25 protein-coding genes and 1 tRNA gene are annotated in these 25,812 nt (G+C 61.6%); 13 read left to right on the forward strand and 13 right to left on the reverse strand.

Annotation, left to right across the window (positions count from 1 at the left end; translation table 11 throughout):
* The first annotated feature begins 70 nt into the window (after window positions 1-70).
* From ACVWVP_RS07935 to ntrC, 3 genes are all read left to right on the forward strand, one after another.
* Window positions 71-607 (forward strand): chorismate mutase, encoded by a 537-nt coding sequence (locus ACVWVP_RS07935; protein ID WP_457405132.1) that lies wholly within the window; start codon window positions 71-73, stop codon window positions 605-607.
* A gap of 375 nt (window positions 608-982) precedes the next feature.
* Window positions 983-2,068 carry a nitrogen regulation protein NR(II) gene (gene glnL / locus ACVWVP_RS07940; RefSeq protein ID WP_016979130.1) on the forward strand — a complete coding sequence of 362 codons (1,086 nt, stop codon included), beginning with the start codon at window positions 983-985 and terminating at the stop codon, window positions 2,066-2,068.
* On the forward strand, window positions 2,065-3,501 hold the full coding sequence (ntrC, locus tag ACVWVP_RS07945; RefSeq protein ID WP_017529547.1) for a nitrogen regulation protein NR(I): 1,437 nt from the start codon (window positions 2,065-2,067) through the stop codon (window positions 3,499-3,501). Before glnL ends, ntrC begins: the two co-directional genes overlap by 4 nt.
* 624 nt (window positions 3,502-4,125) lie before the next feature.
* Here ntrC and ACVWVP_RS07950 read toward each other — a convergent pair.
* Window positions 4,126-4,566: a hypothetical protein gene (locus tag ACVWVP_RS07950; RefSeq protein ID WP_178918549.1), complete on the reverse strand. Its 441-nt coding sequence runs from the start codon at window positions 4,564-4,566 to the stop codon at window positions 4,126-4,128.
* Between ACVWVP_RS07950 and ACVWVP_RS07955 the strand changes: the two genes are divergently transcribed.
* Complete coding sequence (locus ACVWVP_RS07955; protein ID WP_259172760.1) at window positions 4,565-5,020, forward strand: tRNA (cytidine(34)-2'-O)-methyltransferase; 456 nt, start codon at window positions 4,565-4,567, stop codon at window positions 5,018-5,020. The two genes, ACVWVP_RS07950 and ACVWVP_RS07955, sit on opposite strands and share 2 nt — an antisense overlap.
* 120 nt (window positions 5,021-5,140) lie before the next feature.
* On the opposite strand, the gene secB is transcribed toward ACVWVP_RS07955, so the two are convergent.
* Genes secB through ACVWVP_RS07970 form a run of 3 tightly spaced genes read right to left on the reverse strand, consistent with a single transcriptional unit; the run spans window position 5,141 to window position 6,332 of the window.
* Complete coding sequence (secB, locus tag ACVWVP_RS07960; protein WP_012721755.1) at window positions 5,141-5,620, reverse strand: protein-export chaperone SecB; 480 nt, start codon at window positions 5,618-5,620, stop codon at window positions 5,141-5,143.
* A 42-nt stretch (window positions 5,621-5,662) separates the two neighbouring features.
* Complete coding sequence (gene grxC / locus ACVWVP_RS07965; protein WP_010213876.1) at window positions 5,663-5,917, reverse strand: glutaredoxin 3; 255 nt, start codon at window positions 5,915-5,917, stop codon at window positions 5,663-5,665.
* A 1-nt stretch (window position 5,918) separates the two neighbouring features.
* Entirely contained in the window at window positions 5,919-6,332 is a 414-nt protein-coding gene (locus ACVWVP_RS07970) for a rhodanese-like domain-containing protein (RefSeq protein WP_176997282.1), read from the reverse strand.
* 151 nt (window positions 6,333-6,483) lie between these two features.
* Here ACVWVP_RS07970 and gpmI point away from each other — a divergent pair, with 151 nt between their 5' ends.
* The 5 genes from gpmI (at window position 6,484) to ACVWVP_RS07995 (ending at window position 13,052) form a co-directional block, all read left to right on the forward strand.
* Entirely contained in the window at window positions 6,484-8,010 is a 1,527-nt protein-coding gene (gpmI, locus tag ACVWVP_RS07975; RefSeq protein ID WP_178918548.1) for a 2,3-bisphosphoglycerate-independent phosphoglycerate mutase, read from the forward strand.
* A 256-nt stretch (window positions 8,011-8,266) separates the two neighbouring features.
* Window positions 8,267-9,562: a murein hydrolase activator EnvC family protein gene (locus ACVWVP_RS07980; RefSeq protein WP_178918547.1), complete on the forward strand. Its 1,296-nt coding sequence runs from the start codon at window positions 8,267-8,269 to the stop codon at window positions 9,560-9,562.
* Between the two features lie 30 nt (window positions 9,563-9,592).
* Window positions 9,593-10,909 (forward strand): S41 family peptidase, encoded by a 1,317-nt coding sequence (locus ACVWVP_RS07985; RefSeq protein WP_457405134.1) that lies wholly within the window; start codon window positions 9,593-9,595, stop codon window positions 10,907-10,909.
* Between the two features lies 1 nt (window position 10,910).
* On the forward strand, window positions 10,911-11,696 hold the full coding sequence (locus ACVWVP_RS07990) for a divergent polysaccharide deacetylase family protein (RefSeq protein ID WP_259172762.1): 786 nt from the start codon (window positions 10,911-10,913) through the stop codon (window positions 11,694-11,696).
* A gap of 63 nt (window positions 11,697-11,759) precedes the next feature.
* Window positions 11,760-13,052, forward strand: a complete 1,293-nt coding sequence (locus ACVWVP_RS07995; RefSeq protein ID WP_457405138.1) for a Vps62-related protein — start codon at window positions 11,760-11,762, stop codon at window positions 13,050-13,052.
* On the opposite strand, the gene ACVWVP_RS08000 is transcribed toward ACVWVP_RS07995, so the two are convergent.
* The 7 genes from ACVWVP_RS08000 to ACVWVP_RS08030 all read right to left on the reverse strand — a co-directional run bounded on the left by ACVWVP_RS08000 (window position 13,005) and on the right by ACVWVP_RS08030 (window position 18,830).
* Window positions 13,005-13,760, reverse strand: a complete 756-nt coding sequence (locus ACVWVP_RS08000) for a substrate-binding periplasmic protein (protein ID WP_178918543.1) — start codon at window positions 13,758-13,760, stop codon at window positions 13,005-13,007. The two genes, ACVWVP_RS07995 and ACVWVP_RS08000, sit on opposite strands and share 48 nt — an antisense overlap.
* Before the next feature lie 66 nt (window positions 13,761-13,826).
* Complete coding sequence (gene hisF / locus ACVWVP_RS08005; protein ID WP_016972251.1) at window positions 13,827-14,597, reverse strand: imidazole glycerol phosphate synthase subunit HisF; 771 nt, start codon at window positions 14,595-14,597, stop codon at window positions 13,827-13,829.
* Between the two features lie 9 nt (window positions 14,598-14,606).
* Window positions 14,607-15,344, reverse strand: a complete 738-nt coding sequence (gene hisA / locus ACVWVP_RS08010) for a 1-(5-phosphoribosyl)-5-[(5-phosphoribosylamino)methylideneamino]imidazole-4-carboxamide isomerase (RefSeq protein ID WP_008435688.1) — start codon at window positions 15,342-15,344, stop codon at window positions 14,607-14,609.
* A gap of 39 nt (window positions 15,345-15,383) precedes the next feature.
* Window positions 15,384-15,641, reverse strand: coding sequence for a DUF2164 domain-containing protein (locus ACVWVP_RS08015; RefSeq protein WP_178918542.1), 258 nt, complete (start codon window positions 15,639-15,641; stop codon window positions 15,384-15,386).
* A complete protein-coding gene (gene hisH, locus ACVWVP_RS08020; RefSeq protein ID WP_457405141.1) occupies window positions 15,642-16,280 on the reverse strand; it encodes an imidazole glycerol phosphate synthase subunit HisH in 639 nt (212 codons plus the stop codon). It abuts the gene before it with no gap.
* On the reverse strand, window positions 16,280-16,873 hold the full coding sequence (gene hisB, locus ACVWVP_RS08025) for an imidazoleglycerol-phosphate dehydratase HisB (RefSeq protein WP_017849940.1): 594 nt from the start codon (window positions 16,871-16,873) through the stop codon (window positions 16,280-16,282). The genes hisH and hisB overlap by 1 nt, the downstream gene beginning before the upstream one ends.
* 295 nt (window positions 16,874-17,168) lie before the next feature.
* Window positions 17,169-18,830 carry an OFA family MFS transporter gene (locus tag ACVWVP_RS08030; RefSeq protein WP_457405143.1) on the reverse strand — a complete coding sequence of 554 codons (1,662 nt, stop codon included), beginning with the start codon at window positions 18,828-18,830 and terminating at the stop codon, window positions 17,169-17,171.
* 326 nt (window positions 18,831-19,156) lie between these two features.
* Between ACVWVP_RS08030 and ACVWVP_RS08035 the strand changes: the two genes are divergently transcribed.
* The 4 genes from ACVWVP_RS08035 (at window position 19,157) to ACVWVP_RS08050 (ending at window position 22,879) form a co-directional block, all read left to right on the forward strand.
* Entirely contained in the window at window positions 19,157-21,367 is a 2,211-nt protein-coding gene (locus tag ACVWVP_RS08035; RefSeq protein WP_457405146.1) for an AsmA family protein, read from the forward strand.
* Window positions 21,364-22,431 carry an A/G-specific adenine glycosylase gene (mutY, locus tag ACVWVP_RS08040; RefSeq protein ID WP_457405148.1) on the forward strand — a complete coding sequence of 356 codons (1,068 nt, stop codon included), beginning with the start codon at window positions 21,364-21,366 and terminating at the stop codon, window positions 22,429-22,431. The genes ACVWVP_RS08035 and mutY overlap by 4 nt, the downstream gene beginning before the upstream one ends.
* A complete protein-coding gene (locus ACVWVP_RS08045) occupies window positions 22,428-22,700 on the forward strand; it encodes an oxidative damage protection protein (RefSeq protein ID WP_176997294.1) in 273 nt (90 codons plus the stop codon). Before mutY ends, ACVWVP_RS08045 begins: the two co-directional genes overlap by 4 nt.
* Window positions 22,701-22,803: 103 nt before the next feature.
* Window positions 22,804-22,879: transfer RNA gene (locus tag ACVWVP_RS08050), tRNA-Phe, on the forward strand.
* Between the two features lie 162 nt (window positions 22,880-23,041).
* On the opposite strand, the gene ACVWVP_RS08055 is transcribed toward ACVWVP_RS08050, so the two are convergent.
* Both ACVWVP_RS08055 and ACVWVP_RS08060 read right to left on the reverse strand, forming a co-directional pair.
* On the reverse strand, window positions 23,042-24,649 hold the full coding sequence (locus ACVWVP_RS08055; RefSeq protein WP_457405151.1) for an ArnT family glycosyltransferase: 1,608 nt from the start codon (window positions 24,647-24,649) through the stop codon (window positions 23,042-23,044).
* 87 nt (window positions 24,650-24,736) lie between these two features.
* The gene (locus ACVWVP_RS08060) at window positions 24,737-25,702 is read right to left on the reverse strand and encodes an arsenic resistance protein (RefSeq protein WP_457405153.1); all 966 of its coding nucleotides are present in this window, start codon (window positions 25,700-25,702) and stop codon (window positions 24,737-24,739) included.
* Window positions 25,703-25,812 lie beyond the last annotated feature (110 nt).

The following is a 25,812-nucleotide window of genomic DNA, read 5'->3' on the forward strand; positions in this document are numbered from 1 at the left end:
GTCTTTTTTTTGCCCAGGCTTTTTGAACACTATAAAAGAGGGCTGGCGCCCTCCCATCAGGAGATCACCGTTGAAACGTCGACTCTTATTTGCCCTGCTATTTGCCAGTGCCAGCGCCCACGCTGCGCCACCCACGCTCGACCCCCTGCTCAACAGCATCGCCGAACGCCTGCAGATCGCCGAACAGGTCGCCCTGAGCAAATGGGACAGCCACAAGCCCGTGGAGGACAAGACGCGCGAACAAGAGGTGATCGCCAGTGCTGCCACCCAGGCACCGAGCTACAAACTGAGCCCTGCTGCCGCCGAGCAGTTTTTCTCGGCGCAGATCGAAGCCAACAAACTGGTGCAATACACCCTGCTGTCCGACTGGCAGTTCCAGGGCAAGTCGCCCGACGATCCACGCCCGGACTTGGTGAAGCAGATTCGCCCCCGCCTCGACGAACTGCAAAAACGCCTGCTCCAGCAATTGGCGGACTTCACCCCGCAACGCACCGACCCTCAGTGCCCGCAGTGGCTGGCGCAGGCCGTCCACGAACCGCTGAACGAGCCCATGCAACAACTGGCGATGATCCGCGCCACCGCCGAGCTGTGCATCCACAAAGGCTAGAGCCTGCAAACCCCATCAAAACTGTGGGAGCGGGCTTGCTCGCGAAAGCGGCGCATCAGTCAATGAAGATGTCGACTGAAGTACCGTATTCGCGAGCAAGCCCGCTCCCACATTTGAATTGCGCTCATTCAGGTGCTTCCTGAACAACCTTCACAAAACCGCACTATATTGGTGCGATAGGCTGCACCCTTCCCATCGACTCAGCCCATTTTGGTTCGAAACTTCCCGAGCAAGCTGGCAGAACGCCACAGTTTCGCGCCTAAAACCCCCATTTCAGGGGTTTCGCGCTTCTTTTCGGAGCCTTGGTTTGGTTTTTGCATTTTCCTTGTATCAGCGTGTGCCCGAAGCCCGCGCCTTGCTCCAAAAGAGGTCCTGATGACCATCAGCGATGCACTGCACCGTTTGCTACTCGACAACCTGACCACGGCGACCATCCTGCTCAATGACGACCTGCGTCTTGAGTACATGAACCCGGCGGCGGAGATGCTCCTGGCCATCAGCGGCCAGCGCAGCCATGGGCAGTTCATCAGCGAATTGTTCACCGAGTCGGCCGAGGCCTTGAGCTCGCTGCGCCAGGCGGTGGAGCAGGCACACCCGTTCACCAAGCGCGAGGCGATGCTCACGGCCCTTACCGGCCAGACGTTGACCGTCGACTACGCCGTGACCCCCATCCTGAGCAACGGCGCCACCCTGCTATTGCTGGAAGTGCACCCCCGCGACCGCCTGCTGCGCATCACCAAGGAGGAAGCGCAGTTGTCCAAGCAGGAGACCAGCAAGATGCTGGTGCGCGGCCTGGCCCATGAAATCAAGAACCCGCTGGGAGGCATCCGTGGCGCGGCGCAATTGCTGGCCCGCGAGCTGCCCGACGAGAATCTCAAGGACTACACCAACGTCATCATCGAGGAAGCCGACCGCCTGCGTAACCTGGTGGACCGCATGCTCGGTTCCAACAAGTTGCCGTCGCTGGCGATGACCAACGTGCACGAAGTGCTCGAACGCGTCTGCCAGTTGGTGGAGGCCGAAAGCCAGGGCTGCATCACCTTGGTGCGCGACTATGACCCGAGCATTCCCGATGTCTTGATCGACCGCGAACAGATGATCCAGGCGGTGCTCAACATCGTGCGCAACGCCATGCAGGCCATCAGCAGCCAGAACGAGCTGCGCCTGGGCCGCATCAGCCTGCGCACCCGCGCCCTGCGCCAGTTCACCATCGGCCATGTACGCCATCGCCTGGTGACCAAGGTCGAGATCATCGACAACGGTCCGGGCATTCCTGCGGAACTTCAGGAAACCATCTTCTTTCCCATGGTCAGCGGCCGCCCGGATGGCACCGGGCTGGGCCTGGCCATTACCCAGAACATCATCAGCCAGCACCAGGGTCTGATCGAATGTGAGAGCCATCCTGGCCACACCACCTTCTCGATCTTTCTGCCTCTGGAACAAGGAGCCCCATCGACATGAGCCGTAGTGAAACTGTCTGGATCGTCGATGACGACCGTTCTATCCGCTGGGTCCTCGAGAAAGCCTTGCAACAGGAAGGCATGACCACCCAGAGCTTCGACAGCGCCGATGGGGTGATGAGCCGCCTGGCGCGTCAGCAACCGGATGTGATCATCTCCGATATCCGCATGCCCGGCGCCAGTGGCCTGGACTTGCTGGCGCGCATCCGCGAGCAGCACCCACGCTTGCCGGTGATCATCATGACCGCGCACTCGGACCTGGACAGCGCTGTCGCGTCCTACCAGGGTGGCGCCTTTGAATACCTGCCCAAACCGTTCGACGTGGACGAGGCGGTGGCACTGGTCAAACGCGCCAACCAGCACGCCCAGGAACAGCAGAACCAGGAAGCGCCGCCGACCCTGACCCGCACCCCGGAAATCATCGGCGAAGCGCCGGCGATGCAGGAAGTGTTTCGCGCCATCGGGCGTTTGAGCCACTCCAACATCACCGTGCTGATCAACGGCGAGTCGGGCACCGGTAAAGAGCTGGTGGCCCACGCCCTGCATCGCCACAGCCCACGGGCGGCCTCGCCGTTTATCGCGCTGAACATGGCGGCAATTCCCAAGGACTTGATGGAGTCCGAGCTGTTCGGCCATGAAAAAGGCGCCTTCACCGGTGCGGCCAACCTGCGCCGTGGGCGTTTTGAGCAGGCCGACGGCGGCACCTTGTTCCTCGATGAAATCGGCGACATGCCAGCCGACACCCAGACGCGCCTGCTGCGCGTACTGGCCGACGGTGAGTTCTATCGCGTGGGCGGGCACACACCGGTCAAGGTGGACGTGCGCATCATCGCCGCGACCCACCAGAACCTGGAAACCCTGGTGCACGCCGGCAAGTTCCGCGAGGACTTGTTCCACCGCCTTAATGTGATCCGCATCCATATTCCGCGTATGTCGGACCGTCGCGAAGACATCCCGACCCTCGCCCGCCACTTCCTCAGCCGCGCCGCCCAAGAGCTGGCCGTGGAGCCGAAGCTGCTGAAAAGCGAGACTGAGGAGTACCTGAAGAACCTGCCATGGCCCGGCAACGTGCGCCAGCTGGAGAACACCTGCCGCTGGATCACGGTGATGGCGTCCGGGCGCGAAGTGCACATCAGTGACCTGCCGCCCGAGCTGCTGAGCCTGCCGCAGGATTCGGCACCGGTGACCAACTGGGAGCAGGCCCTGCGCCAATGGGCCGACCAGGCCCTGGCACGCGGCCAATCGAATCTGCTGGACAGCGCCGTACCGGCGTTCGAGCGGATCATGATCGAGACCGCACTCAAGCACACCGCAGGTCGCCGCCGCGACGCCGCCGTGCTGCTGGGCTGGGGCCGCAACACCTTGACGCGCAAGATCAAGGAATTGGGGATGAAAGTTGATGGTGGGGATGATGACGAGGGCGATGAAGCCTGAACCCAATTTCTGAATTGCTGGAAATCTAATGTGGGAGCGGGCTTGCTCGCGAATGCGGTGGTTCAGACAGAACATCTGTGCCTGATATACCGCATTCGCGAGCAAGCCCGCTCCCACATTTGGATCTGCACAGGGCGCCATGACCGTGCACCGCTTCAATGCACCATGAACTAGCATCGGGCACGGATCCACTACCTGAAAGTCCCGCGATGCGGAAAAATTCCTGAAATCCAAAAACACCAAAGCCCCGTATTCCGGGGCTTTGCGCTTTCTGTAGAAATTTTTTGGCACAACCTGGCCACTCTGGCACGCGCCCTGCAATAACCCTTGTACAACCCAGTTTCGGGGACCTTGGTACAGGCAGGCCGAGAATCCCCTCTTTACACCCGGGGTGCTTGATGCGAACCGCGTCGCGCTCCACACCGTTTTGGGGAACCTCGGTACAGGCAGGCCGGGGATTCCCTCTTTAACACCGAAGCCTTGAAGGCTTCACCCCGTTTTGGGAGCCCTGGTACAGGCAGGCCGGGAACTCCCTTCTTTACACCCGGGGCTTATGTGGCACAGCGCCCATAGCCCCAGCCCGTTTCGGGGACCTTGGTACAGGCAGGCCGGGGACTCCCTCTTTTATTGCTCTTGGAGATGGATCTCCAGCCGCCAGCGGCCATCGACCTTCTCCCCCTTCCACGCTCCACGCAACGGCCGGGCCGCCACCAGGTTCAGCAGCAGGCCGCCATCGGTCTTGCGGGTACGCCAATTCACATCCTTGTCATTGACCTTGAGCTGCCCGCTGGCCGCCTTGCCCTGGGCGTCGAACAGCAAGGCCACGGTGCCGTCGATATGCTCGCCGTGCAGCTTAGGTTCGCTGTTGAACCACACCACCACGCCATCCGCCGCCGTCTCGACCTGCTGCAGTTCGACGGGGTCGGGTGTGGTCAGGCGGCCGATCATCAAGCCGATCATCAGCCCCACAATCGCCAAAGAGCCCATCACCCGTGGCAATAGCTTCGGCCTTGGGTCGTCTTCAGGGGTAGAATGCAGCGCATCTTTACCTTCGGAGCCGTGCATGTTTCACGTCATCCTTTTTCAACCAGAAATTCCGCCGAACACCGGCAACGTTATCAGGCTGTGCGCCAACAGTGGCTGCCACCTGCATTTGATCGAGCCCCTGGGCTTCGACATGGACGACAAGCGCCTGCGCCGCGCCGGGCTGGACTACCACGAGTACGCCACCCTCCAGCGCCATGCCGACCTGGCCAGCTGCCTGGAAAGCCTGGGGAATCCACGGCTGTTCGCGTTCACCACCAAGGGCTCGCAGCCGTTCCATGATGTCAGCTTTGCCGAAGGCGACGCCTTCCTCTTCGGCCCGGAAAGCCGTGGCCTGCCGGCCGAGGTGCTGGACGCCCTGCCCGACGGCCATCGCCTGCGCTTGCCGATGCGCGAGGGCTGCCGCAGCCTGAACCTGTCCAACACCGTAGCCGTCGCCGTCTACGAGGGCTGGCGCCAACTCGGTTTCAAGTAACACCCATAACAAATGTGGGAGCGGGCTTGCTCGCGAAAGCGGTGTGTCAGTCAATGAAGATGTCGACTGAAGTACCGCATTCGCGAGCAAGCCCGCTCCCACATTTTTTACATCGTCGGCTTACTGAACCGTCGACGAACCTTCCTGTTGCATGCGCTGCAGCTCTTGAGCGTACAGGGCATCGAAGTTCACCGGAGCCAGCATCAACGCAGGGAACGAGCCACGGGTGACCAGGCTGTCCAGGGTCTCACGGGCATACGGGAACAGGATGTTCGGGCAGAACGCGCCCAGGGTGTGGCTCATGGACGCTTCGTCCAGGCCCTGGATCAGGAAGATACCGGCCTGTTGCACTTCAGCGATGAAAGCCACTTCTTCGCCGTTCTTGACGGTCACCGACAGGGTCAGCACGACTTCGTGGAAGTCACCTTCCAGGGCTTTCTGACGGGTGTTCAGGTCCAGCGCAACGCTGGGGGTCCATTCCTGGCGGAAGATCGCCGGGCTTTTCGGCGCTTCGAACGACAGGTCACGCACGTAGATCCGCTGCAGCGAAAACTGTGGGCCTTGAGCTTCTGCTGCTTCGGTGTTCTGTTGGTCAGTCATCGCAGATCCTTCTTGATCTTGGGGTCTTTTAGGGTTTAGGAGTCAGACGAGCAGCAGCGCATCGAGTTTACCGGCGCGCTCCAGGGCGAACAGGTCGTCGCAACCACCGATGTGCTTGGCGCCGATCCAGATCTGCGGCACAGACGTGCGCCCCGCCTTCTGGGCCATTTCGGCACGCACCTGGGGTTTGCCGTCGACCTTGATCTCTTCGAAGGCAACGCCCTTTTTCTCCAGCAGGGCCTTGGCCCGCATGCAGTAAGGGCACCAATCGCTGGAATACACGACAACCTGGCTCATATCACTTCACCAGCGGCAGGTTATCGGCGCGCCAGCTGCTGATACCACCAGACAGTTTGGCGGCGGTGAAACCGGTCTTGAGCATTTCGCGGGCATGGGTGCCGGCGTGCTGGCCTTGGGCGTCGACCAGGATGATGGTCTTGGCCTTGTGCTTTTCAAGCTCGGCCAGGCGCGCGATCAGCTTGTCCTGTGGAATGTTCAGGGCACCGACGATATGGCCGGTGGCGAATTCCTTGGCCGGGCGGATATCCACGACAACGGCCTCATCCTTGTTGACCAGCGCGGTCAGCTCCGCCGTGCTCAGGCTGCGGCCACCGCGGCTCAATTCATGAGCGATCAGCAGCGCCAGCAGGATGACGAAGGCACCCACGAGCAGGTAGTGGGCAGTGGCAAATGCAATCAGGTGATCAACCATCAAGGAGGTTCCAGGGCGTTAAAATGGCGGTAAGTATACACAGCCGTCAGGGGGGGCCAACCCCCGTAAAGCGGTGACGTCGTCGGAACTTCGCTTTAAACTGCCACTCCCTTTTCAATTGTCTTCCTTTATTACCGCCGCGAGAGGATCTATGACTACGACGCCTAAACCTTTGGTCCTGATAATTCTCGATGGCTTCGGACACAGTGAAAGCCACCACGACAACGCCGTGTACGCGGCCAACAAGCCGGTACTGGACCGCCTGACCGCCAGCGTACCCAACGGCCTGATCTCCGGTTCCGGCATGGACGTGGGCCTGCCCGACGGCCAGATGGGCAACTCGGAAGTCGGCCACATGAACCTCGGCGCCGGACGAGTGGTATATCAGGACTTCACCCGCGTGACCAAAGCCATCCGCGACGGCGAGTTCTTCGAGAACCCGACCATCTGCGCGGCGGTAGATAAAGCAGTTGCGGCTGGCAAGGCCGTGCACTTCATGGGCCTGTTGTCCGACGGCGGCGTCCATAGCCACCAAGACCACCTGGTCGCCATGGCCGAACTGGCCTTCAAGCGCGGCGCCGACAAGATCTACCTGCACGCCTTCCTCGACGGCCGTGACACGCCGCCAAAAAGCGCGCAATCGTCCATCGAACTGCTGGACGCCACGTTCGCGGCGCTGGGCAAAGGCCGCATCGCCAGCCTGGTCGGCCGCTACTTCGCCATGGACCGCGACAACCGCTGGGACCGCGTGTCCCAGGCCTACAACCTGATCGTCAACGGCCAGGCCGAATTCAACGCCGCCACCGCCCAGCAAGGCCTGGAAGCCGCCTACGCCCGTGGCGAGAGCGATGAGTTCGTCAAGGCCACCACCATCGGCGAACCGGTGAAGGTCGAAGACGGCGACGCCGTGGTGTTCATGAACTTCCGCGCCGACCGCGCCCGCGAACTGAGCCATGTGTTCGTCGATGACGGTTTCAAGGACTTCGAGCGCTCGCGCCAGCCGAAAGTCGAGTTCGTGATGCTCACCCAATACGCCGCCAACATCCCGGCCCCGTCGGCTTTTGCCCCGGGCAGCCTGGAAAACGTACTGGGCGACTACCTGGCGAAAAACGGCAAGACCCAGCTGCGCATCGCCGAAACCGAGAAATACGCCCACGTGACCTTCTTCTTCTCCGGCGGGCGCGAAGAACCGTTCCCGGGCGAAGAGCGCATCCTGATCCCGTCGCCAAAAGTCGCCACCTACGACCTGCAGCCAGAAATGAGCGCGCCGGAAGTGACCGACAAGATCGTCGACGCCATCGACAACCAGCGCTATGACGTGATCGTGGTCAATTACGCCAACGGCGACATGGTCGGCCATAGCGGCAATCTGGACGCCGCGATCAAGGCCGTGGAGTGCCTGGACACGTGCGTCGGCCGTATTGTCGACGCCCTGGAAAAGGTCGGCGGCGAAGCGCTGATCACCGCCGACCACGGTAACTGCGAGCAGATGTCCGACGAGTCCACCGGCCAAGCCCACACCGCTCACACCACCGAGCCGGTACCGTTCATCTATGTCGGCAAGCGCGACCTGAAAGTGCGCGAAGGCGGTGTGCTGGCAGATGTGGCGCCGACCATGCTGAAGCTGATGGGGCTGGAGAAGCCGGCCGAGATGACCGGTACATCGATCCTGGTTTAACCCTCACAAGCGCCGCGAGCCCCTGTGGGAGCTGGCTTGCCTGCGATAGCATCAACTCGGTATCGCTGAAACACCGAGGTGTCCGCATCGCAGGCAAGCCAGCTCCCACAAGGTCAAGAGGCGCTTTTGAGTATGTCTTTTTGCCATACCCCCGCCACTCAGCACCTATCTTGCGGCCCAGCCCGAATTGGGCATTTTTTTTGCCGCGCTTGGCGGGCATACTAGGCCGTCCCTTTCCCTGGTGTCGCCCGCCTCTATGCTTCGCGCCTTGATTACCCTCGCTCTTGTCTGCCTGCTCCAACCGGCGTTTGCCGACGAGCGCGCACAAACCCAACAACAGTTGGACGCTACGCGTCAGGACATTACCGAGCTCAAAAAGCTGCTCGGCAAGCTCCAGGAAGAGAAATCCGGGGTACAGAAAGACCTGCGCGGCACGGAAACCGAGATGGGCAAGCTCGAGAAGCAGGTCCAGGAGCTACAAAAAGAATTAAAGAAGAGCGAGTCGGAACTGGAGCGACTCGACGCTGAGAAAAAAAAACTCCAGAGCGCACGCGTTGAACAGCAACGCCTGATCGCGATCCAGGCCCGCGCCGCCTACCAGAGCGGTCGCCAGGAATACCTCAAGCTGCTGCTCAACCAGCAGAACCCGGAAAAATTCGCCCGCACCCTCACCTATTACGACTACCTGAGCAAGGCACGCCTGGCGCAATTGAAGGGTTTCAACGAAACCCTGCGCCAACTGGCCAACGTCGAGCAGGAAATCGCCGACCAGCAGTCGCAACTGCTGGATCAGAAAACCGCTCTCGACACCCAGCGCGACCAGCTCGACAAAGTCCGTAAGGAACGCCAGCTGGCCCTGGCCAAGCTGAACGACGACGTAAAAGCCCGCGACGCCAAGCTGCAGGCACGCGAGCAGGACCAGGCCGACCTGGCCAAAGTGCTCAAGACCATCGAAGAAACCCTGGCCCGCCAGGCACGCGAGGCCGAAGAAGCGCGGCAAAAAGCGCTGATCGCCCAGCAGGAAGCCGAAAAAAAGCGCCAGCGTGAGGCCGAGCTGGCAGCCAATTCGGATGCCCCGGCGCCCCGCAAACCGGCACATGCTGCGCCCGGCCCGCTGGTTTCCAGCAGCGGCGAGTCCTTCGGTGGCCCTTTTGCTTCAGCTCGCGGCAAACTTCCATGGCCAGTTGATGGTCGATTACTGGCACGCTTTGGTGAAACCCGCGGCGATGACACCCGGGCCAAGTGGGACGGCGTGATGATCAGCGCCGCTGCCGGCAGCCAGGTTCATGCGGTGCACGGTGGGCGCGTGGTGTTTGCCGATTGGCTGCGCGGGGCCGGTTTGTTGGTGATTCTTGACCACGGTAATGGCTATTTGAGCCTTTACGGCCACAATCAGACTTTACTCAAGTCGGCAGGTGATGTTGTAAAAGCCGGTGAATCCATCTCCACTGTGGGTAACAGTGGTGGCCAGGACACCCCGGCGCTGTACTTCGCTATTCGTCAGCAGGGTCGCCCGAGCGATCCTGCACAATGGTGCCGTTCCCAAGGATAGGGCCGCATCTACATTAGGAGTTCGTTCGACATGCTGCATTTGTCCCGCCTCACTTCGCTGGCCCTGACGATCGCCCTCGTGATCGGCGCGCCTCTGGCTTTCGCCGACCAGGCCGCACCGGCTGCGCCTGTCGCCACGGCAGCGACCACCAAGGCGCCGCTGCCGCTGGACGAGCTGCGCACCTTTGCCGAGGTCATGGACCGGATCAAGGCAGCCTATGTCGACCCTGTAGACGACAAAACCCTGCTGGAGAATGCCATCAAGGGCATGCTCAGCAACCTTGACCCGCACTCCGCCTACCTGGGGCCTGAAGACTTCGCCGAGCTGCAGGAAAGCACCAGCGGCGAGTTCGGCGGCCTGGGCATTGAAGTGGGTTCCGAAGACGGCAACATCAAGGTGGTGTCGCCGATCGATGACACCCCGGCGTCCAAGGCTGGCATCCAGGCCGGTGACTTCATCGTCAAGATCAACGGCCAGCCGACCCGTGGCCAGACCATGACCGAAGCCGTCGACAAGATGCGCGGCAAGATCGGCCAGAAAATCACCCTGACGCTGGTGCGCGACGGCGGCAACCCGTTTGACGTGACCCTGGCCCGCGCGACCATCACGGTCAAGAGCGTGAAGAGCCAGCTGCTGGAGTCGGGCTACGGCTACATCCGCATCACCCAGTTCCAGGTCAAGACCGGCGACGAAGTGGCCAAGGCCCTGGCCAAGCTGCGCAAGGACAACGGCAAGAAGCTCAACGGCATCGTGCTCGACCTGCGTAACAACCCAGGCGGCGTACTGCAGGCAGCGGTGGAAGTGGTCGACCACTTCATCACCAAAGGCCTGATCGTTTATACAAAAGGTCGTATCGCCAACTCCGAACTGCGCTTCTCGGCCACCGGCAATGACCTCAGCGAAGGCGTGCCACTGGCCGTGCTGATCAACGGCGGCAGCGCCTCGGCTTCGGAAATCGTTGCCGGCGCCCTGCAAGACCAGAAACGCGGCGTGCTGATGGGCACCACCAGCTTCGGCAAAGGCTCGGTACAAACCGTGTTGCCACTGAACAACGATCGCGCATTGAAGATCACCACGGCGCTGTACTACACGCCGAATGGTCGCTCGATCCAGGCCCAGGGCATCGTTCCGGACATCGAAGTGCGCAAGGCCAAGATCACCAACGAGGCCGACAGCGAGTTCTACAAAGAGGCCGACCTGCAAGGCCACTTGGGCAATGGCAACGGTGGCGCCGACCAGCCTACCGGCAGCGGCACCAAAGCCAAGCCGATGCCGCAGGACGACGACTACCAACTGGCCCAGGCGCTGAGCCTGCTCAAGGGCTTGAGCATCACCCGCAGCCGTTGATATGCGTTTTGCCCTGATCATCGCTGTGCTGTGCAGCCTGGCCGGAGTCGCCCACGCGACCCCGGCCGGCGAGCCTCACAAAGCCTACCTCACCCTGATCATCGACGACCTGGGGCAGAACCTGCCCCGGGATCGGCGCGTGCTGGCCCTGCCTGGGCCGGTGACCACGGCGATCATGCCCGACACACCCCACGCCGCCGAATTCGCCCGCGAAGCCCACAAGGCCGGCAAGATCGTGATCCTGCACATGCCCATGGACCCGGCAACCGGCCCGTTCGCCTGGCACCCCGAGCTGCCCCTCGAAGAACTCGGCAAGCGCCTGGACGCCGCGTTCAAGGCCGTGCCCTATACCGCTGGCATCAACAACCACATGGGCAGCCGCATGACCGCACAGCCCGCCGCCATGGCATGGTTGATGGCCGAGCTGCAACGGCGCAACAAGTTCTTTGTCGACAGCCGTACCAGCGCGCAAACCGTCGCCGCCGCCGAGGCACAGAAGATTGGCCTGGCGCACGTCTCGCGGGATGTGTTCCTCGATGACGAACGCACGGAAGCAGCGATCACCACGCAACTGCAGACGGCCATCAAGCTGGCCCACAAGCAGGGTTCAGCCGTCATGATCGGCCACCCCTACCCCCAAACCCTCGCGGTGCTGGAGCGTGAGCTGCCCAAGCTCAAGGACCAGGGCGTTGACTGGATCGATATCAAGTTGATGATCAGCGTGCGCAGCAACCAGGCGATGGCGGCACATGGAAAAAACGGCACCTACCTTCCCGCGCGTAGATAGATACCACTCGGCGGCGCCCGCGCTGCTCGATAGTTGAGGCTTCAATCAACTGGAGAGCCCTCCATGAAGCCTCTGCAATTCAACGACCTGCTCATCAGCTTTACCAGCGAGTTCCTGCCCCTGTGGAATGACAAGGGCTCGGGTGCGCGCAAAGCCGTCAGCCTGTGGCGGCCCAGCGCAACGTCCGATGCGCTGAGCTCGTTTTTCTCCCTGGGGGATGTTGCGGTCGGTCATTACCGCAATATCAACCAAAGCAAAGTCGTCGCCTTGGTCAGCGATGTCAACAAAACCGACGGCACTGCCCTGCGTCCGCCAGTCGACTACCAACGGGTATGGCATGACGAAGGAACCGGGGCGCGAAACAATGCGTCCATCTGGCGCCCACTGCCACCCGAAGGCTACGTGGCGATGGGGCTGGTGTTCGGGGTCGATTACGACAAGCCTTCACGCCATGCCGTGCGTTGTATCAGGGAAGACCTGGTGATGCCGGCTCAAGTAGGCGACCTGATCTGGAACGACAAAGGCAGCGGCTCCACCAACGACTTGAGTCTCTGGTCGACCGCCCTACCTGACGCTTGCGCAGGCGAACTCTATCTGGCGCCGGGTACATTCATCGGCACTGACAGCTATGCCAAGACGGGCCTTGCCGCCTATTCGCTGCGCCTGGCGCTCACTGCGCAGCTCAGCGACCTGCCACCGCCGCCCGCCCTCCTCGGGTATGAAAGCCCCCAGCAGGAGGAAACCGCCTCCGCGCTGCACGTGTGCGAATTGCCGTGGTTCTGCGTAAAAGACCTGGAACTGACGGCAACCGAGCAGCTCGGGACGTCGCCGGTTTATCGGCTGGAGCGTACTGATCGCCACGTGCTCGCAGGGTTTGGGCATAACACCGAGGCAACCAGCCAGCCGTTCATGTGGACAGCCACCAAAGGTGAGTTGGGTGGGAATGTCAAAGCATTGGCAGCCAACACCAGCGTGGAACTTGGCAAGGAATGGCCTGCTGGCGAACATGTCTTTGAGCTGAATTTTTCAGCGCATCTGGGTCGGGAGTTCACCCATACGCTGCGCTCGGCAAAAGGCTGGAGCCATTCTGCACCGCTTGAAATCATCACGTACGTGCCGCCGAAAAAAGCCGTTGCGGCTTACCTTCTGCACAGTGAATACCGTTTGCTGCGCGAGGATGGCAGCCAGGTGTCAGGCACCGTCGTCTATAACAATGGCGACCATGTGTACTTGAGCGAATCCTCCAACGTTGAGCCAACGCCCGAAGCGGTAACGCCACCGGTCGAAGTTCCTCAGGCACAGCCGGAGCTAGAGGTAACGGGCCATGATCTGGTCGACAACACCCTCATTCCGTAACTGATCGAGTGCCGCCTGAAGCTTTGCGACCAGATCATCCGGTACGTCTTTGTTCAGCGCCAGGTACAACTGGGCACTGTTGAAGCGCAACACGGTTTTCAATTCGGTCACCCCGACCTGGCGGGCCAGGTAACGGCCCGCCGGATCACCGGTGGCCCACAGGTCGATCTGGCCATCCACCAGCTTTTGCGCGTTGTCCTGGTCGCGCAGGGCAACGATCGGGTTGAGGCCCTGCTTCTCCAGGGTCTCGGCGATGGCGTCACCTTTATAGGCGCCAATCTTGTAGCGCCGCGCCTGCTCCAGGTCGGCCAACTGGATCTTGCTGTCGGCCTTGGCCAGCATCACCCAATCGTCCGGGCCGATGGGGCCGACCCATTTGAACAGGGCTTCACGGTCTGGCAGGCGGGCCATCACGAACACGCCGTAACCGGGTTTTTCCAGGGCGAGCTTGTAGATTCGCTCCCAAGGGAATCGCAGGGTGAGGTTGTAGGAAACGCCGGCACGCTTGAAGGTCTCACGCACGATGTCCACGGCGATGCCTTCGATGTTCTCTTCCTTGGCGAAGTTCTTGCCGTTTTTCGCCATGTTGTAGGGAGGGAAATTTTCCGTCAGCAACACCAGGGCGGCGTCAGACGGCTCTTCGGCATGGGCCGAGCCCGCCAGGAAGATGGACGTACTGGCGAGGGCAAGCAGCAAGTGTTTGAACATGAAGGTTACCGAAATCCATGGCAAGCGCAGAGAGTGCCCCGCCCCTGCCATGGTGTCCAGCAGCGTTTAGCGAACGACGATACCGCGCGCCGCCATGTAGGCCTTGGCCTCGGGCACGGTGTATTCGCCAAAGTGGAAAATGCTCGCGGCCAGTACGGCACTGGCATGGCCTTCGGTCACGCCGTCGGCCAGGTGCTGCAGGTTGCCAACACCACCTGACGCGATCACCGGGATGCCCAGCGCATCGCTGATGGCGCGGGTCACGCCCAGGTCGAAGCCGTTTTTCATGCCGTCCTGGTCCATGCTGGTCAGCAGGATCTCACCGGCCCCCAGGCCTTCCATCTTCATCGCCCACTCCACCGCATCCAGCCCGGTAGGTTTGCGGCCGCCATGGGTGAAGATCTCCCAGCGCGGGGTTTCGCCCGGGCCGGAAACCTTCTTGGCGTCGATGGCAACGACGATGCATTGGGAGCCGAAGTGCTGCGCGGCTTCGCCGACAAACTCCGGGTTGAACACCGCCGCCGTGTTGATCGAGACCTTGTCCGCGCCGGCGTTGAGCAGGTTGCGGATGTCTTGCACGGTGCGCACGCCACCGCCCACGGTCAGCGGGATGAAGACCTGGCTGGCCATGCGTTCCACGGTATGCAACGTAGTGTCGCGACCGTCGACGCTGGCGGTGATGTCGAGAAAGGTAATCTCGTCGGCACCCTGCTCATCGTAGCGACGGGCGATTTCCACCGGGTCACCGGCATCGCGGATGTTCTCGAACTTGACGCCCTTGACCACGCGACCGTTGTCGACGTCCAGGCAAGGGATGATGCGTTTGGCCAGCGCCATGGTCAGTCCTCAGCCGTTGTAGGCGTCGCAGTAAGCCTGGGCTTCGGCGACGTCCAGGGTGCCTTCATAGATCGCGCGGCCGGTGATGGCGCCGATGATGCCGGGCGCTTTGGCGTCCAGCAGCGACTTGATGTCACCCAGGTTGTGAATGCCACCGGAAGCGATCACCGGAATCCTGGTCGCGGCCGCCAGGGCAGCGGTGAACGGTACGTTACAGCCCTGCATCATGCCGTCTTTGGCGATGTCGGTATAAACGATGGCGGACACGCCGTCGGCTTCGAACTGCTTGGCCAGGTCGATCACCTGCACGGTGCTGATCTCAGCCCAGCCGTCGGTGGCGACGAAACCGTCCTTGGCGTCCAGGCCTACGATGACCTTGCCCGGGAACGCGCGGCAGGCTTCGGCGACGAAGGCCGGGTCTTTCACGGCCTTGGTGCCGATGATCACGTAGCTCACGCCCGCCTTGACGTAGTGCTCGATGGTTTCCAGGGAGCGGATACCGCCACCGATCTGGATCGGCAGGTTCGGGTAGCGCTTGGCGATCGCAGTGACCACTTCACCGTTGACTGGCTGGCCTTCGAAGGCGCCGTTCAGGTCTACCAGATGCAGGCGACGGCAGCCCCCTTCCACCCATTTGGCAGCCATGCTCACCGGGTCATCGGAAAACACGGTGGAGTCTTCCATGCGGCCTTGGCGCAGGCGTACACAAGCGCCGTCCTTGAGATCGATAGCGGGGATAATCAGCATCTGGCAAACCTTATTCGATATTCAGCAATGCTTGGGAAATCAGGGTTTCTCAAGCGACCACAGGTCGCTTTCGATGCTTTCGAACCTTTCCTTAAGGAGCGTCTGCGTGTCGAAAATCGCCCTGTTGTAATAGTGCGGCGCAACTTCGGTGGTAAACAGCTCAAGAATCTCGGCGACCTCGAACGAGCCCAGGCTGAGCTCGAAGCGGTCTTCCATGAAGCGCTTGATCTTCTGCGTCGCCTCACGCTCCTGTTCGGGCGTGAGGTTCAGGATCGGCAGCTTCGGCTTCTTGGCCATTTACCAGCGACCGTCCCACGCCGCGAAGTTCTGCAGCAATTGCAGGCCATGGGTATGGCTCTTCTCCGGGTGGAACTGCACGGCAAAGCGCGAACCTTCAGCCAGTGCGGCGGCAAAATCGACGCCGTAATGCCCGCCACCCACCACCTGGCGCGGGTTACCGGCGGCGATGTAGTAGCTGTGCACGAAGTAGAAATGCGCCAGGTCCGGAATGTTGTGCCACAGCGGGTGATCCACTGTCTGGCTGACTTCGTTCCAGCCCATGTGCGGGACTTTCAGGTGGGCGCCGTCTTCATGCAGATCTTTGCCGAAGAACTTCACCTGACCCGGGAACAGGCCGATGCAGTCGACGCCATCGTTCTCTTCACTGCGGTCGAGCAAGGCTTGCATGCCCACGCAGATGCCGAGAAACGGGCGGTCCTGGCTGACTTCACGCACCAGGCTGTCAAAGCCCAGGCGGCGGATCTCGGCCATGCAGTCGCGAATCGCGCCAACGCCCGGGAACACCACCCGGTCGGCTTCGCGAATCACGTTGGCATCGCTGGTAATCAGCACCTTGCCGGCACCTACGTGCTCGAGGGCCTTGGCCACCGAGTGCAGGTTACCCATGCCGTAATCGATAACCGCGACGGTTTGCATTACAGGACGCCCTTGGTCGAAGGCATTTGCCCGGCCATGCGCTCATCCAGCTCCACAGCCATGCGCAGCGCGCGGCCGAAAGCCTTGAACACGGTTTCGATCTGGTGGTGGGTGTTGGTGCCGCGCAGGTTGTCGATGTGCAAGCTGACGAGTGCGTGGTTGACGAACCCCTGGAAGAATTCCTGGAACAGGTCGACGTCGAAGCCGCCCACGGTGGCGCGGGTGTAGGGCACGTGCATCTGCAGGCCTGGGCGGCCGGAAAAATCGATAACCACGCGCGACAGCGCTTCGTCCAGCGGGACATAGGCATGGCCGTAGCGACGGATGCCTTTCTTGTCGCCGATGGCCTTGGCAAACGCCTGGCCGAGGGTGATGCCCACGTCTTCCACCGTGTGGTGGTCGTCGATGTGCAGGTCGCCCTTGCTGACGATATCCAGGTCGATCAGCCCGTGACGGGCGATCTGGTCCAGCATGTGCTCAAGAAAAGGTACACCGATATCAAATCGGGCCTTTCCGGTGCCATCCAGGTTGATCGAGGCTTTGATCTGGGTTTCCAGAGTGTCGCGCTCGACGGACGCCTTACGTTCGGCCATCACCAGCTCCGCAAAATCATTGGGCGAAAAAGGCAGCCATTATAGGGGCGCGGGCGCCAAACAGAAACATCGGAGGGGATAAGACTGACGAGTTGAAGCGAGGAATGTCGGGGATAGACATGTGCATACAAGCAAAAGCCGACTCATTGTAGTGAGCGGGCTTGCCCCGCGCCGGGCTGCGTAGCACCCCAACATCTCTCACCGCAGCATCACGGTGAATCTATTGGGGTCGCTTCGCGACCCAGCGGGAGCAAGCTCCCTCGCCACAACAAGCCGGCTCCTACAGGGGTTTACATCAGTTGAACAGTACGGCGGTTTTCTGCAGGGTGACCCACACGCCCCACGCCAGCGGGATGCCCACTACCAGCCAGGCCGCAATGGCCAATGGCACGGTGCCGGACGCGGCTTTCCACTCCAGGGAAGTGGTGGCATCCGCGCCTTTGTCGTGGCCCAGCGCCTGTTCGGCGGCCAGTTCGGCGTCGGTCATGAAGTACTTGTCGGCCACCGGGCGAACCAGCAGGTTGCAGAGGAAGCCCAGCACCAGCAGGCCAGCCAGGATGTACAGGGTGATGTCGTAGGCGGCAGCGCGTTCCACGCCGATGCTCAGTTGATATTCACGCAGGTAGTTCACCAACACCGGGCCCAGTACGCCCGCAGCAGCCCAGGCCGTCAGCAGGCGGCCGTGGATCGCGCCCACCATCTGGGTGCCGAACAGGTCGGCCAGGTAAGCCGGAACAGTCGCAAAACCACCGCCGTACATCGACAGGATGATGCAGAACGCCGCCACGAACAGCGCCACGTTGCCCAGGTGCCCCAGGTTCGGGATCAGCGCGTACAGGGCAAAGCCCAGGGCGAAGAACACGAAATAGGTGTTTTTACGGCCCAGGTAGTCGGAGAACGACGCCCAGAAGAACCGTCCACCGATGTTGAACAGGCTCAACAGACCGGTGAAGCCCGCCGCGATCGCCGCGATGGACGCCAGTTGACCGGCGTCCAGCTGGCCGAACGGCACATCCACGCCCAACAGCTTGCCGCCGAACACTTCTTGCAGCAGGGGCGAGGCCATGCCGAGGATGCCGATACCGGCGGAAACGTTCAGGCACAGCACCAGCCATACCAGGCGGAATTGCGGGGTTTTCCAGGCCACGTTCACGTGGACGTGACGGTGGGTGATCATCGCGTTGCTGGCTTTTTTCGCCGGCGCAGTCCAGCCCTCAGGCTTCCAGCCGGTCGGCGGAACACGGTAGGACAGCGCGCCACCGATCATGAACACGAAATAGATCGCAGCCATCACCAGGAAGCTCTGCCAGACGCCGACGCTGGTTGGCGTTGCGAAGTGGCCCATCAGTGCTGCCGCCAGGGGAGCGCCGACCATCGCGCCGCCGCCGAAGCCCATGATCGCCATGCCAGTAGCCATGCCGCGCTTGTCCGGGAACCACTTGATCAGGGTCGACACCGGCGAAATGTAGCCCAGGCCCAGGCCGATACCGCCAATGACGCCGGAGCCGATCCACATCAGCCAGATCTGGTGGGTATAGATACCCAACGCCGAGATCAACAGGCCGCCACACCAGCACAGTGCCGATACAACGCCAGCCTTGCGTGGCCCGGCGTGTTCCAGCCAGCCGCCCCAGATCGCTGCCGAACAGCCCAGGAAGATGAAGAACAGGGTGTAGATCCAGCCCAGCATGGAGATGGGCCAGTCGCATTGGGACGAGAAGACTTGCGCGATGAAGCTCATGTCAGGCGCGCAGGCGACCGGTGCGGTGATGCCCAGCGCCTTGGACAGCGGCAGCCAGAACACCGAGAAACCGTAGGCCATGCCGATGCACAGGTGAATGGCCAGGGCGGCCGGCGGAACCAGCCAGCGGTTGAAGCCTGGCTTGGCGATGATGCGCTCCTTGGACAGGAACGCAGGCTGTGCGGCAGTATGGCCTGCCGCAGTGCTAGTGCTCATTGGTGTTTCCCCCAGTTATTAGTATGTGCCCGTCAGGCGCTCTCTCCCTCGACCTTGCACGCAGAGCGTTGGCCGTTGTTGTTGAGTAAAGCTCCATTTAAACGCGACGCTATGTCGCAGACGACAGACGAACCTGCGCAGATTAGCACCAGTGGATGACAGAAAAACCAAACTGATATCACCTTTTTCGGGAAATCTGTTTTGTTTGACGCCAGAATCCCGTTCCCCGGGCGCTGGATACAATGTAACGATCCGGGCACTGACGTGAGCCGTCGGGCGTTATACTCTGCGGCTAAATTTTGAATTCGACATACAAGGACTCGCCCATGAAAGCGTTCGGCAAAATCCTGGGTCTGGTACTTCTCGGGCTGTTGCTGATCATTGTGGCCCTGGGCTTTGCCCTGACCCACCTCTTCGATCCCAACGATTACAAAGACGAGATTCGCCAGATTGCCCGCGACAAGGCCCACATCGAGCTGACGCTCAATGGCGATATCGGCTGGAGCCTGTTCCCCTGGCTGGGCCTGGAGTTGCATGAAGCCAGTGTGGCGACCATGACCAACCCGACCCAACCGTTCGCCGACCTGCAGATGCTCGGCCTGTCCGTGCGCGTGCTGCCGCTGCTGCGCCGAGAAGTGCAGATGAGCGACGTTCGCGTAGAGGGCCTGAACCTGCGCCTGAGCCGCGACAAGCAAGGCCACGGCAACTGGGAAGACATCGGCAAGAACGTGAGCGAGACCACTGCCGGCGCGCCGACGCCTGCTGAGAAACCTGCCGAAGCCGAGCCGGAGAAACCGCCGAAGCCAATCCGCCTGGACATCGACAGCCTGACCATCAACAACGCCCGCGTTGAATACAACGATGAGCAGACCGGCAAGCAATACAGTGCCGAAAGCATCCAGCTGAGCGCCGGCGCCGTGCACGAAGGCGCGAGCATCCCGCTGAAGCTCACCGCATTCCTGGGCACCAACCAGCCGCTGATGCGCGTCAAGACCGAGCTGAACGGCAACCTGCGCATCCAGCGTGCGCTCAAGCGCTACCAGTTCGAAGACATGAAGCTCAGCGGCGAAGCCACCGGCGAGCCCCTGCAAGACAAGACTGTGACGTTCTCCACCCAGGGCCAGTTGCTGGTAGACCTGGCGGCCAACATTGCCGAGTGGACCAACCTCAAGCTGTCGGCCAACCAGCTGCGCGCCCTGGGCGAAGTGAAGGTCAACGACCTGAACAAGACGCCGCAAGTGAGCGGTGCCCTGTCCATTGCCCAGTTCGACCTGGCCAAGTTCCTCGACAGCATTGGCCACCCGTTGCCGGCCATGGCCGAGGGCAGCCTGAGCAAAGTCGAGCTGGTCAGCCGCCTCAAGGGCACGCCCACCAGCGTGGCCCTGGAAGACCTGAACCTCAAGCTCGACGGCAGCACCTTCACCGGCCGCGTTGCCGTGGATGATTTCGCCAAGCAGTCCCTGCGGGTGCAACTCAAGGGCGACACCTTCAACGCCGACAACTACCTGCCGGCCAAGTCCGAGTCCGCCAAAGGCGCCAGCGCCGCACGCCAGGCGGAAGTGCAGAACAGCGAAGCCGGCGCCATGGCCGCCGGTGGCACCACCCCGCTGCCGGACGCCCCGACCAAAGGCGCCTGGAGCACCGACAAGCTGCTGCCCCTGACGCGCTTGCGCACCCTGGACGTGAACGCCGATTTGTCCTTCGGCCAACTGACCCTGAGCAAACTGCCGATCCAGAACGCCGCACTGAAAGCCTCCGGCATCGATGGTCAGCTCAAGCTCGACACCCTCAGCGGCGGGCTCTACAACGGCACCTTCCAGGCCAACGGCTCGCTCGATGTGCGCCAGGACATTCCGGTACTCGCGCTGCAAAGCCATATCAAGCAAGTGCCGGTTGAACGCATCCTGCAAGCCCAGGGGCAAAACCCGCCGGTGAAAGGCCAGATCACCCTCGACAGCAACCTGACCGGTCGCGGCAACAGCCAGAAGGCGCTGATCGACAGCCTCAACGGCACGGCAAGCTTTGTGATCAACAACGGCGTGCTGCTCAACGCCAACCTTGAACAGCAACTGTGCACCGGCATCGCCCTGCTCAACCGCAAGTCATTGAGCACCACGCCACAAGGCAAGGACACCCCGTTCCAGGAACTGCGCGGCAACCTGACGTTCCGCAGCGGCGTGGCCAACAACCCGGACCTGAAAGTCCGCATCCCTGGCCTGACCGTCAACGGCAACGGTGACATCGACCTGCGCGTGCTGGGCATGGACTACCGCGTTGGCATCATCGTCGAAGGCGACCAACGCGACGTACCGGACCCAGCGTGCCAGGTGGGCGCCAACTTCCAGAACATCGAAGTACCGCTGCGCTGCCGTGGCCCCCTGGAACTGGGTGCCAAGGCTTGCCGGCTGGACAAGGACGGCTTGACCCAAGTCGCCATCAAGGCCGCGGGCAACAAGCTGAGCGACAAACTGGAAGAGAAGCTCGACAAGGTCAACCCGCAACTTAAAGACGCTTTGAAGGGCCTGTTCAAGCGATGAGAAACGAGCAGTTTTCAACGGCGGTGCTGGACTGGTACGACCGCCATGGTCGCCATGACCTGCCCTGGCAACAGGGCATCACGCCCTACCGGGTGTGGGTTTCGGAGATCATGCTGCAACAGACCCAGGTGAGCACCGTACTCAATTACTTCGACCGTTTCATGGCCTCGCTGCCGACGGTCGAAGCCCTGGCGGCCGCGCCGGAAGATGAGGTGCTGCACCTGTGGACCGGCCTGGGTTACTACACCCGGGCGCGCAACCTGCAGAAGACCGCCAAGATCGTGGTGGCCGAATACGGCGGCGAATTTCCCAAGGATGTCGAGAAGCTCACCGAGCTGCCTGGCATCGGTCTGTCTACTGCAGGCGCAATCGCCAGCCTGAGCATGGGCCTGCGGGCGCCGATCCTCGACGGCAACGTCAAGCGCGTGCTGGCGCGCTTTACGGCGCAGGAGGGTTACCCGGGCGAGCCGAAGGTGGCCAAGCAGCTGTGGGCCACCGCAGAGCGCTTCACGCCCCACGATCGCGTCAACGCCTACACCCAGGCGATGATGGACATGGGCGCCACCCTCTGCACCCGCAGCAAGCCCAGTTGCCTGCTGTGCCCCCTGGAAAAAGGCTGCGAAGCCCACATGCTCGGCCTGGAGACGCGCTACCCGATCCCCAAGCCGCGCAAGACCATCCCGCAGAAACGCACGCTGATGCCGATGCTGGCCAACGCCGAGGGCGCGATCCTGCTTTACCGTCGCCCGTCCACCGGCCTGTGGGGCGGCCTGTGGAGCCTGCCGGAGCTGGATGACCTGCAAGACCTGGAACACCTCGCCAACCAGCACGCACTGGCGCTGGGCGGACAACAGGAACTGCCGGGACTGATCCACACCTTCAGCCACTTCCAGCTGGCCATCGAACCCTGGCTGGTGCGGGTCGAGGAATCCGCCCATCACGTGGCCGAGGCCGACTGGCTCTGGTATAACCTCGCCACCCCGCCGCGCCTGGGCCTTGCCGCCCCGGTGAAAAAACTGCTGAAGCGCGCGGCCGATGTATTGAATGCAGGAGAGTCGTCATGACCCGCACCGTAATGTGCCGCAAGTACAAAGAAGAATTGCCAGGCCTGGAACGCCCTCCTTACCCGGGTGCCAAGGGCCAGGATGTGTTCGACCACGTCTCCGCCCAGGCGTGGGCCGATTGGCTGAAACACCAGACCCTGCTGATCAACGAAAAACGCCTGAACATGATGAATGCCGAAGATCGTAAATACCTGGCAGGCGAGATGGACAAGTTCTTTTCCGGCGAAGATTACGCCAAGGCCGATGGCTACGTCCCACCTGCTCAATAATTGATCAAAAACCGGGGTCAGCACGTAAGCGACGGTAATAATTAAATATTTTTCGAAAACTTGCTTGACGACCCCCTGAAAAACCCGTTTAATGCGCCCCGTTGCCCAGATAGCTCAGTCGGTAGAGCAGGGGATTGAAAATCCCCGTGTCGGCGGTTCGATTCCGTCTCTGGGCACCACCTTCAGCTTTCAGGTGGTGTCAACATCACGTGAAAGCACACAAAAAACCCGCCTAGAGCGGGTTTTTTGTTGCCTGCGATTTATGGATTTGATCAAGGGCGATGGTGCATCGCCCTCGTGCATTTTGTCAGCCGCGCTCACACATCAGGGTGACCGCCCATTCACTTGAGCAAAAACACCATCAACGGGTTGTCATTCAAGCGGCCTTCAAAACTCGGTGCCATCGTCTCCATGGGCGTCCCGCTCAACAGCGCGGCCTCCTTGCGCGCCACAATGACCCACGACGGCCGAGGCAGCGCCGCGAGCTTCTCAAGCTCGTTACGCCCGACAAACAGCGGCTGCTCGTCGTGATCCAGGTTCATCATGTAGCGCACCGCCCAGGTGTCTCGACCCAGGTCGACGAACACCAACGGCCCGGGCGTCGACACGCGAAGCGCTTCGACCTGGCCGACAAACTGCCGGGTATCGAACTGCAGGTCCTTGGCCGGCTCTACCACGGTCACCAGCAGCAACCATTGCGCCGCCAATGCGATCAGGCTGAGCCACACCAACCGGCCCGCCCGCCGCCACACGACCAACGCTGCCACTTGCAGGATCACCAGCCCCCCGATCAGCAGCGGCAACGAAACGTCAGGCCAGTAACCATGCCTCTGCCACCCGTGCCGGCAGACAAACACCACAACCACGCACAACGCCGGTAGCGCGGCGACAAGCCATTCGTAGCATCGGCGCACGCCGATCAACCAGCCTTGCGCCTGGAGCAGCCCATAGGCGGCGACAGCGGCAAACATCGGTACCATCGGCAGAATGTAGTAGGCACGTTTGAAATGCGGCACCGACAGCCCGAGCAGAATCATCAGGCCGCAAGCGCCGAGACGCAGCATCAGCTGCAGATCATTATTTTCCCAGCGCTCAGGCCAACGATGACGCAGCGCAATCATGGTGGCCAACGCCAGCGGTACTACCGGGAAATAGCGATACAGGCTCAGCTGGAAGTAGAAGTAGAACGGCTCGCCAATCTCATCCAGGCGCCCTCCTACCTGCATCTTGAATACGGCGTCAGCGAAAGCATCGCCACCACTGATGCGCGCCAGCTTCATCAAGGCCCACCAGCACGCCGTGAGCAAGACCAGGCCGACGCCCCCATGGATCAACACCTGCTTGACCCGCTCCCCGGGCTTGCCCAACGCCCAGTACACACACACCACGCCGCACACCTCGATCAGCCCCAACGGCCCACGAATCGCGAACGCCAGGACAAACAGCGGGAATACCGCCAACTGCCTCAAGCGCGACCCTAGACGCTCACCACTGTGCAACAGGTAGAAACTGCCCACGCACAGCAGCGCGACCATCTGATCCAGGCACACCGAGCGCGACTTCTCGAGCAGCTGGGTCGTGAGCAACGTCAGCAAGACGGTGAGCAACGCCCAAGGGCGATTGGACGGCGCCAGCAAACGATAGATCAGGGCAACCACGCCCGCTGAGGCGAGCGCCGTGGGCAGCACGTTCGCCAAGTGATTCGGCGCGCCAAACAGGCGGGCAACTACAAAGCTGAAGAAGGTCGCCGTACCCGGATAATCCGCGTAAGGCTGGCCGTAGGTGGTGGGGAACAGGCTCGCGCCATGGCGAAACATTTCTTGCAGGAACAGCGCCCAGCGCCCGTCAAACCCTTGGGGCTGCTGGTCCCAGATGCCCAGGGTAAACAGCAACAAAGCCATCAGGAAAATGCCCAGGGACTCCAGGCGAAAGCGGTTGCGGTGGTCCATCGGCTGTCCTTTCAGGTTGGGTGCGCTGACGCATGTTGCCGATGGCAACCCTGAATAACGCCTGAACAAACCCGAACAATTGCGGGTTTACCGACCTGCGGGCCATACGAGCATCGGAATCAACCGGATGTAGAGTAGCTCCCCCACCAGCTCGATGAGGGTTTGCAGGATCACCACCGTTGCGGCCAGCCCACGCACGTCCTCGGGCAAAGCCAGCGCCAGCGGCAACACCACCAGTGAATTGCGGGTGGACGCGCTGAACGTCACCGCCCGCGCCGTCGTCGCAGGCAGTGCAAACAGCCGCGAAGCCAGCCCCCCCATCAACGGCGCCAGCAGCAAGAAACCGATGTACACCGGGACCACCGGCAACACCAGGGCAATATCCCGCACCACCGAGGTGATCTGCGAGCCAATCACCACAAACAGCACCAACGCCATTGCCGGCACCGGTAGCCAGGCCCAGGCGTCGTTCCACGCGCTGACAATCCTGGATCGTCGCGCCAGGGACGTGGTCAGCACAGCCAACACCATGGGCACCACAATCAGCAGCAGGAATGCCTCGACAAACGGCCCGACCGCCACCACCACTTTCGATTGCGCCCCAAGCATGAAACCCAGGTACACCGGCAACAACGCCAATTGCAGCAATAGCAACACCGGCGTCGCCGCCAGCATCAACCGCGAATCGCCCTTGCCGATATGGGTGAACACCACCACGTAGTCGATACACGGCGTGAGCAACACCAATAAAGCACCGACCAGCAGTGCCGGGCGCTCCGCGAGCCCACGGGTCAGCACCCAGACCAGCAACGGCACAAGAATGAAATTGGCCAGCAACAGGGCGGATATGAAGCGCTTGTTACTCAACCCTTCGCGCAAATCAAGAAAGGGTATTTGCAGGAACATCGCGTACATCAGCACTGCGATAGCCGGCGTGACCAGCGTGCCTAAACCATGAGCCACAGAAGGAACAAGCAGGCCGAACAGGGCGGCCAGGAAGACGGTGGCTAAGTAGACGGGGATCTGATTGCGCTCGAGGGTGTCGCGGGTCATTGGCTGACTCTGCTGGATCGAAAGAACATCAGCCTAAGCATGCGGCAGGCCAAGGTCGAGCAACGCACGTTTTTTTGCGCAAAGACTCTGCCAAATTTGCTAATTTCGGG

The sequence above is a fragment of the Pseudomonas sp. TE24901 genome (genome assembly GCF_054058375.1).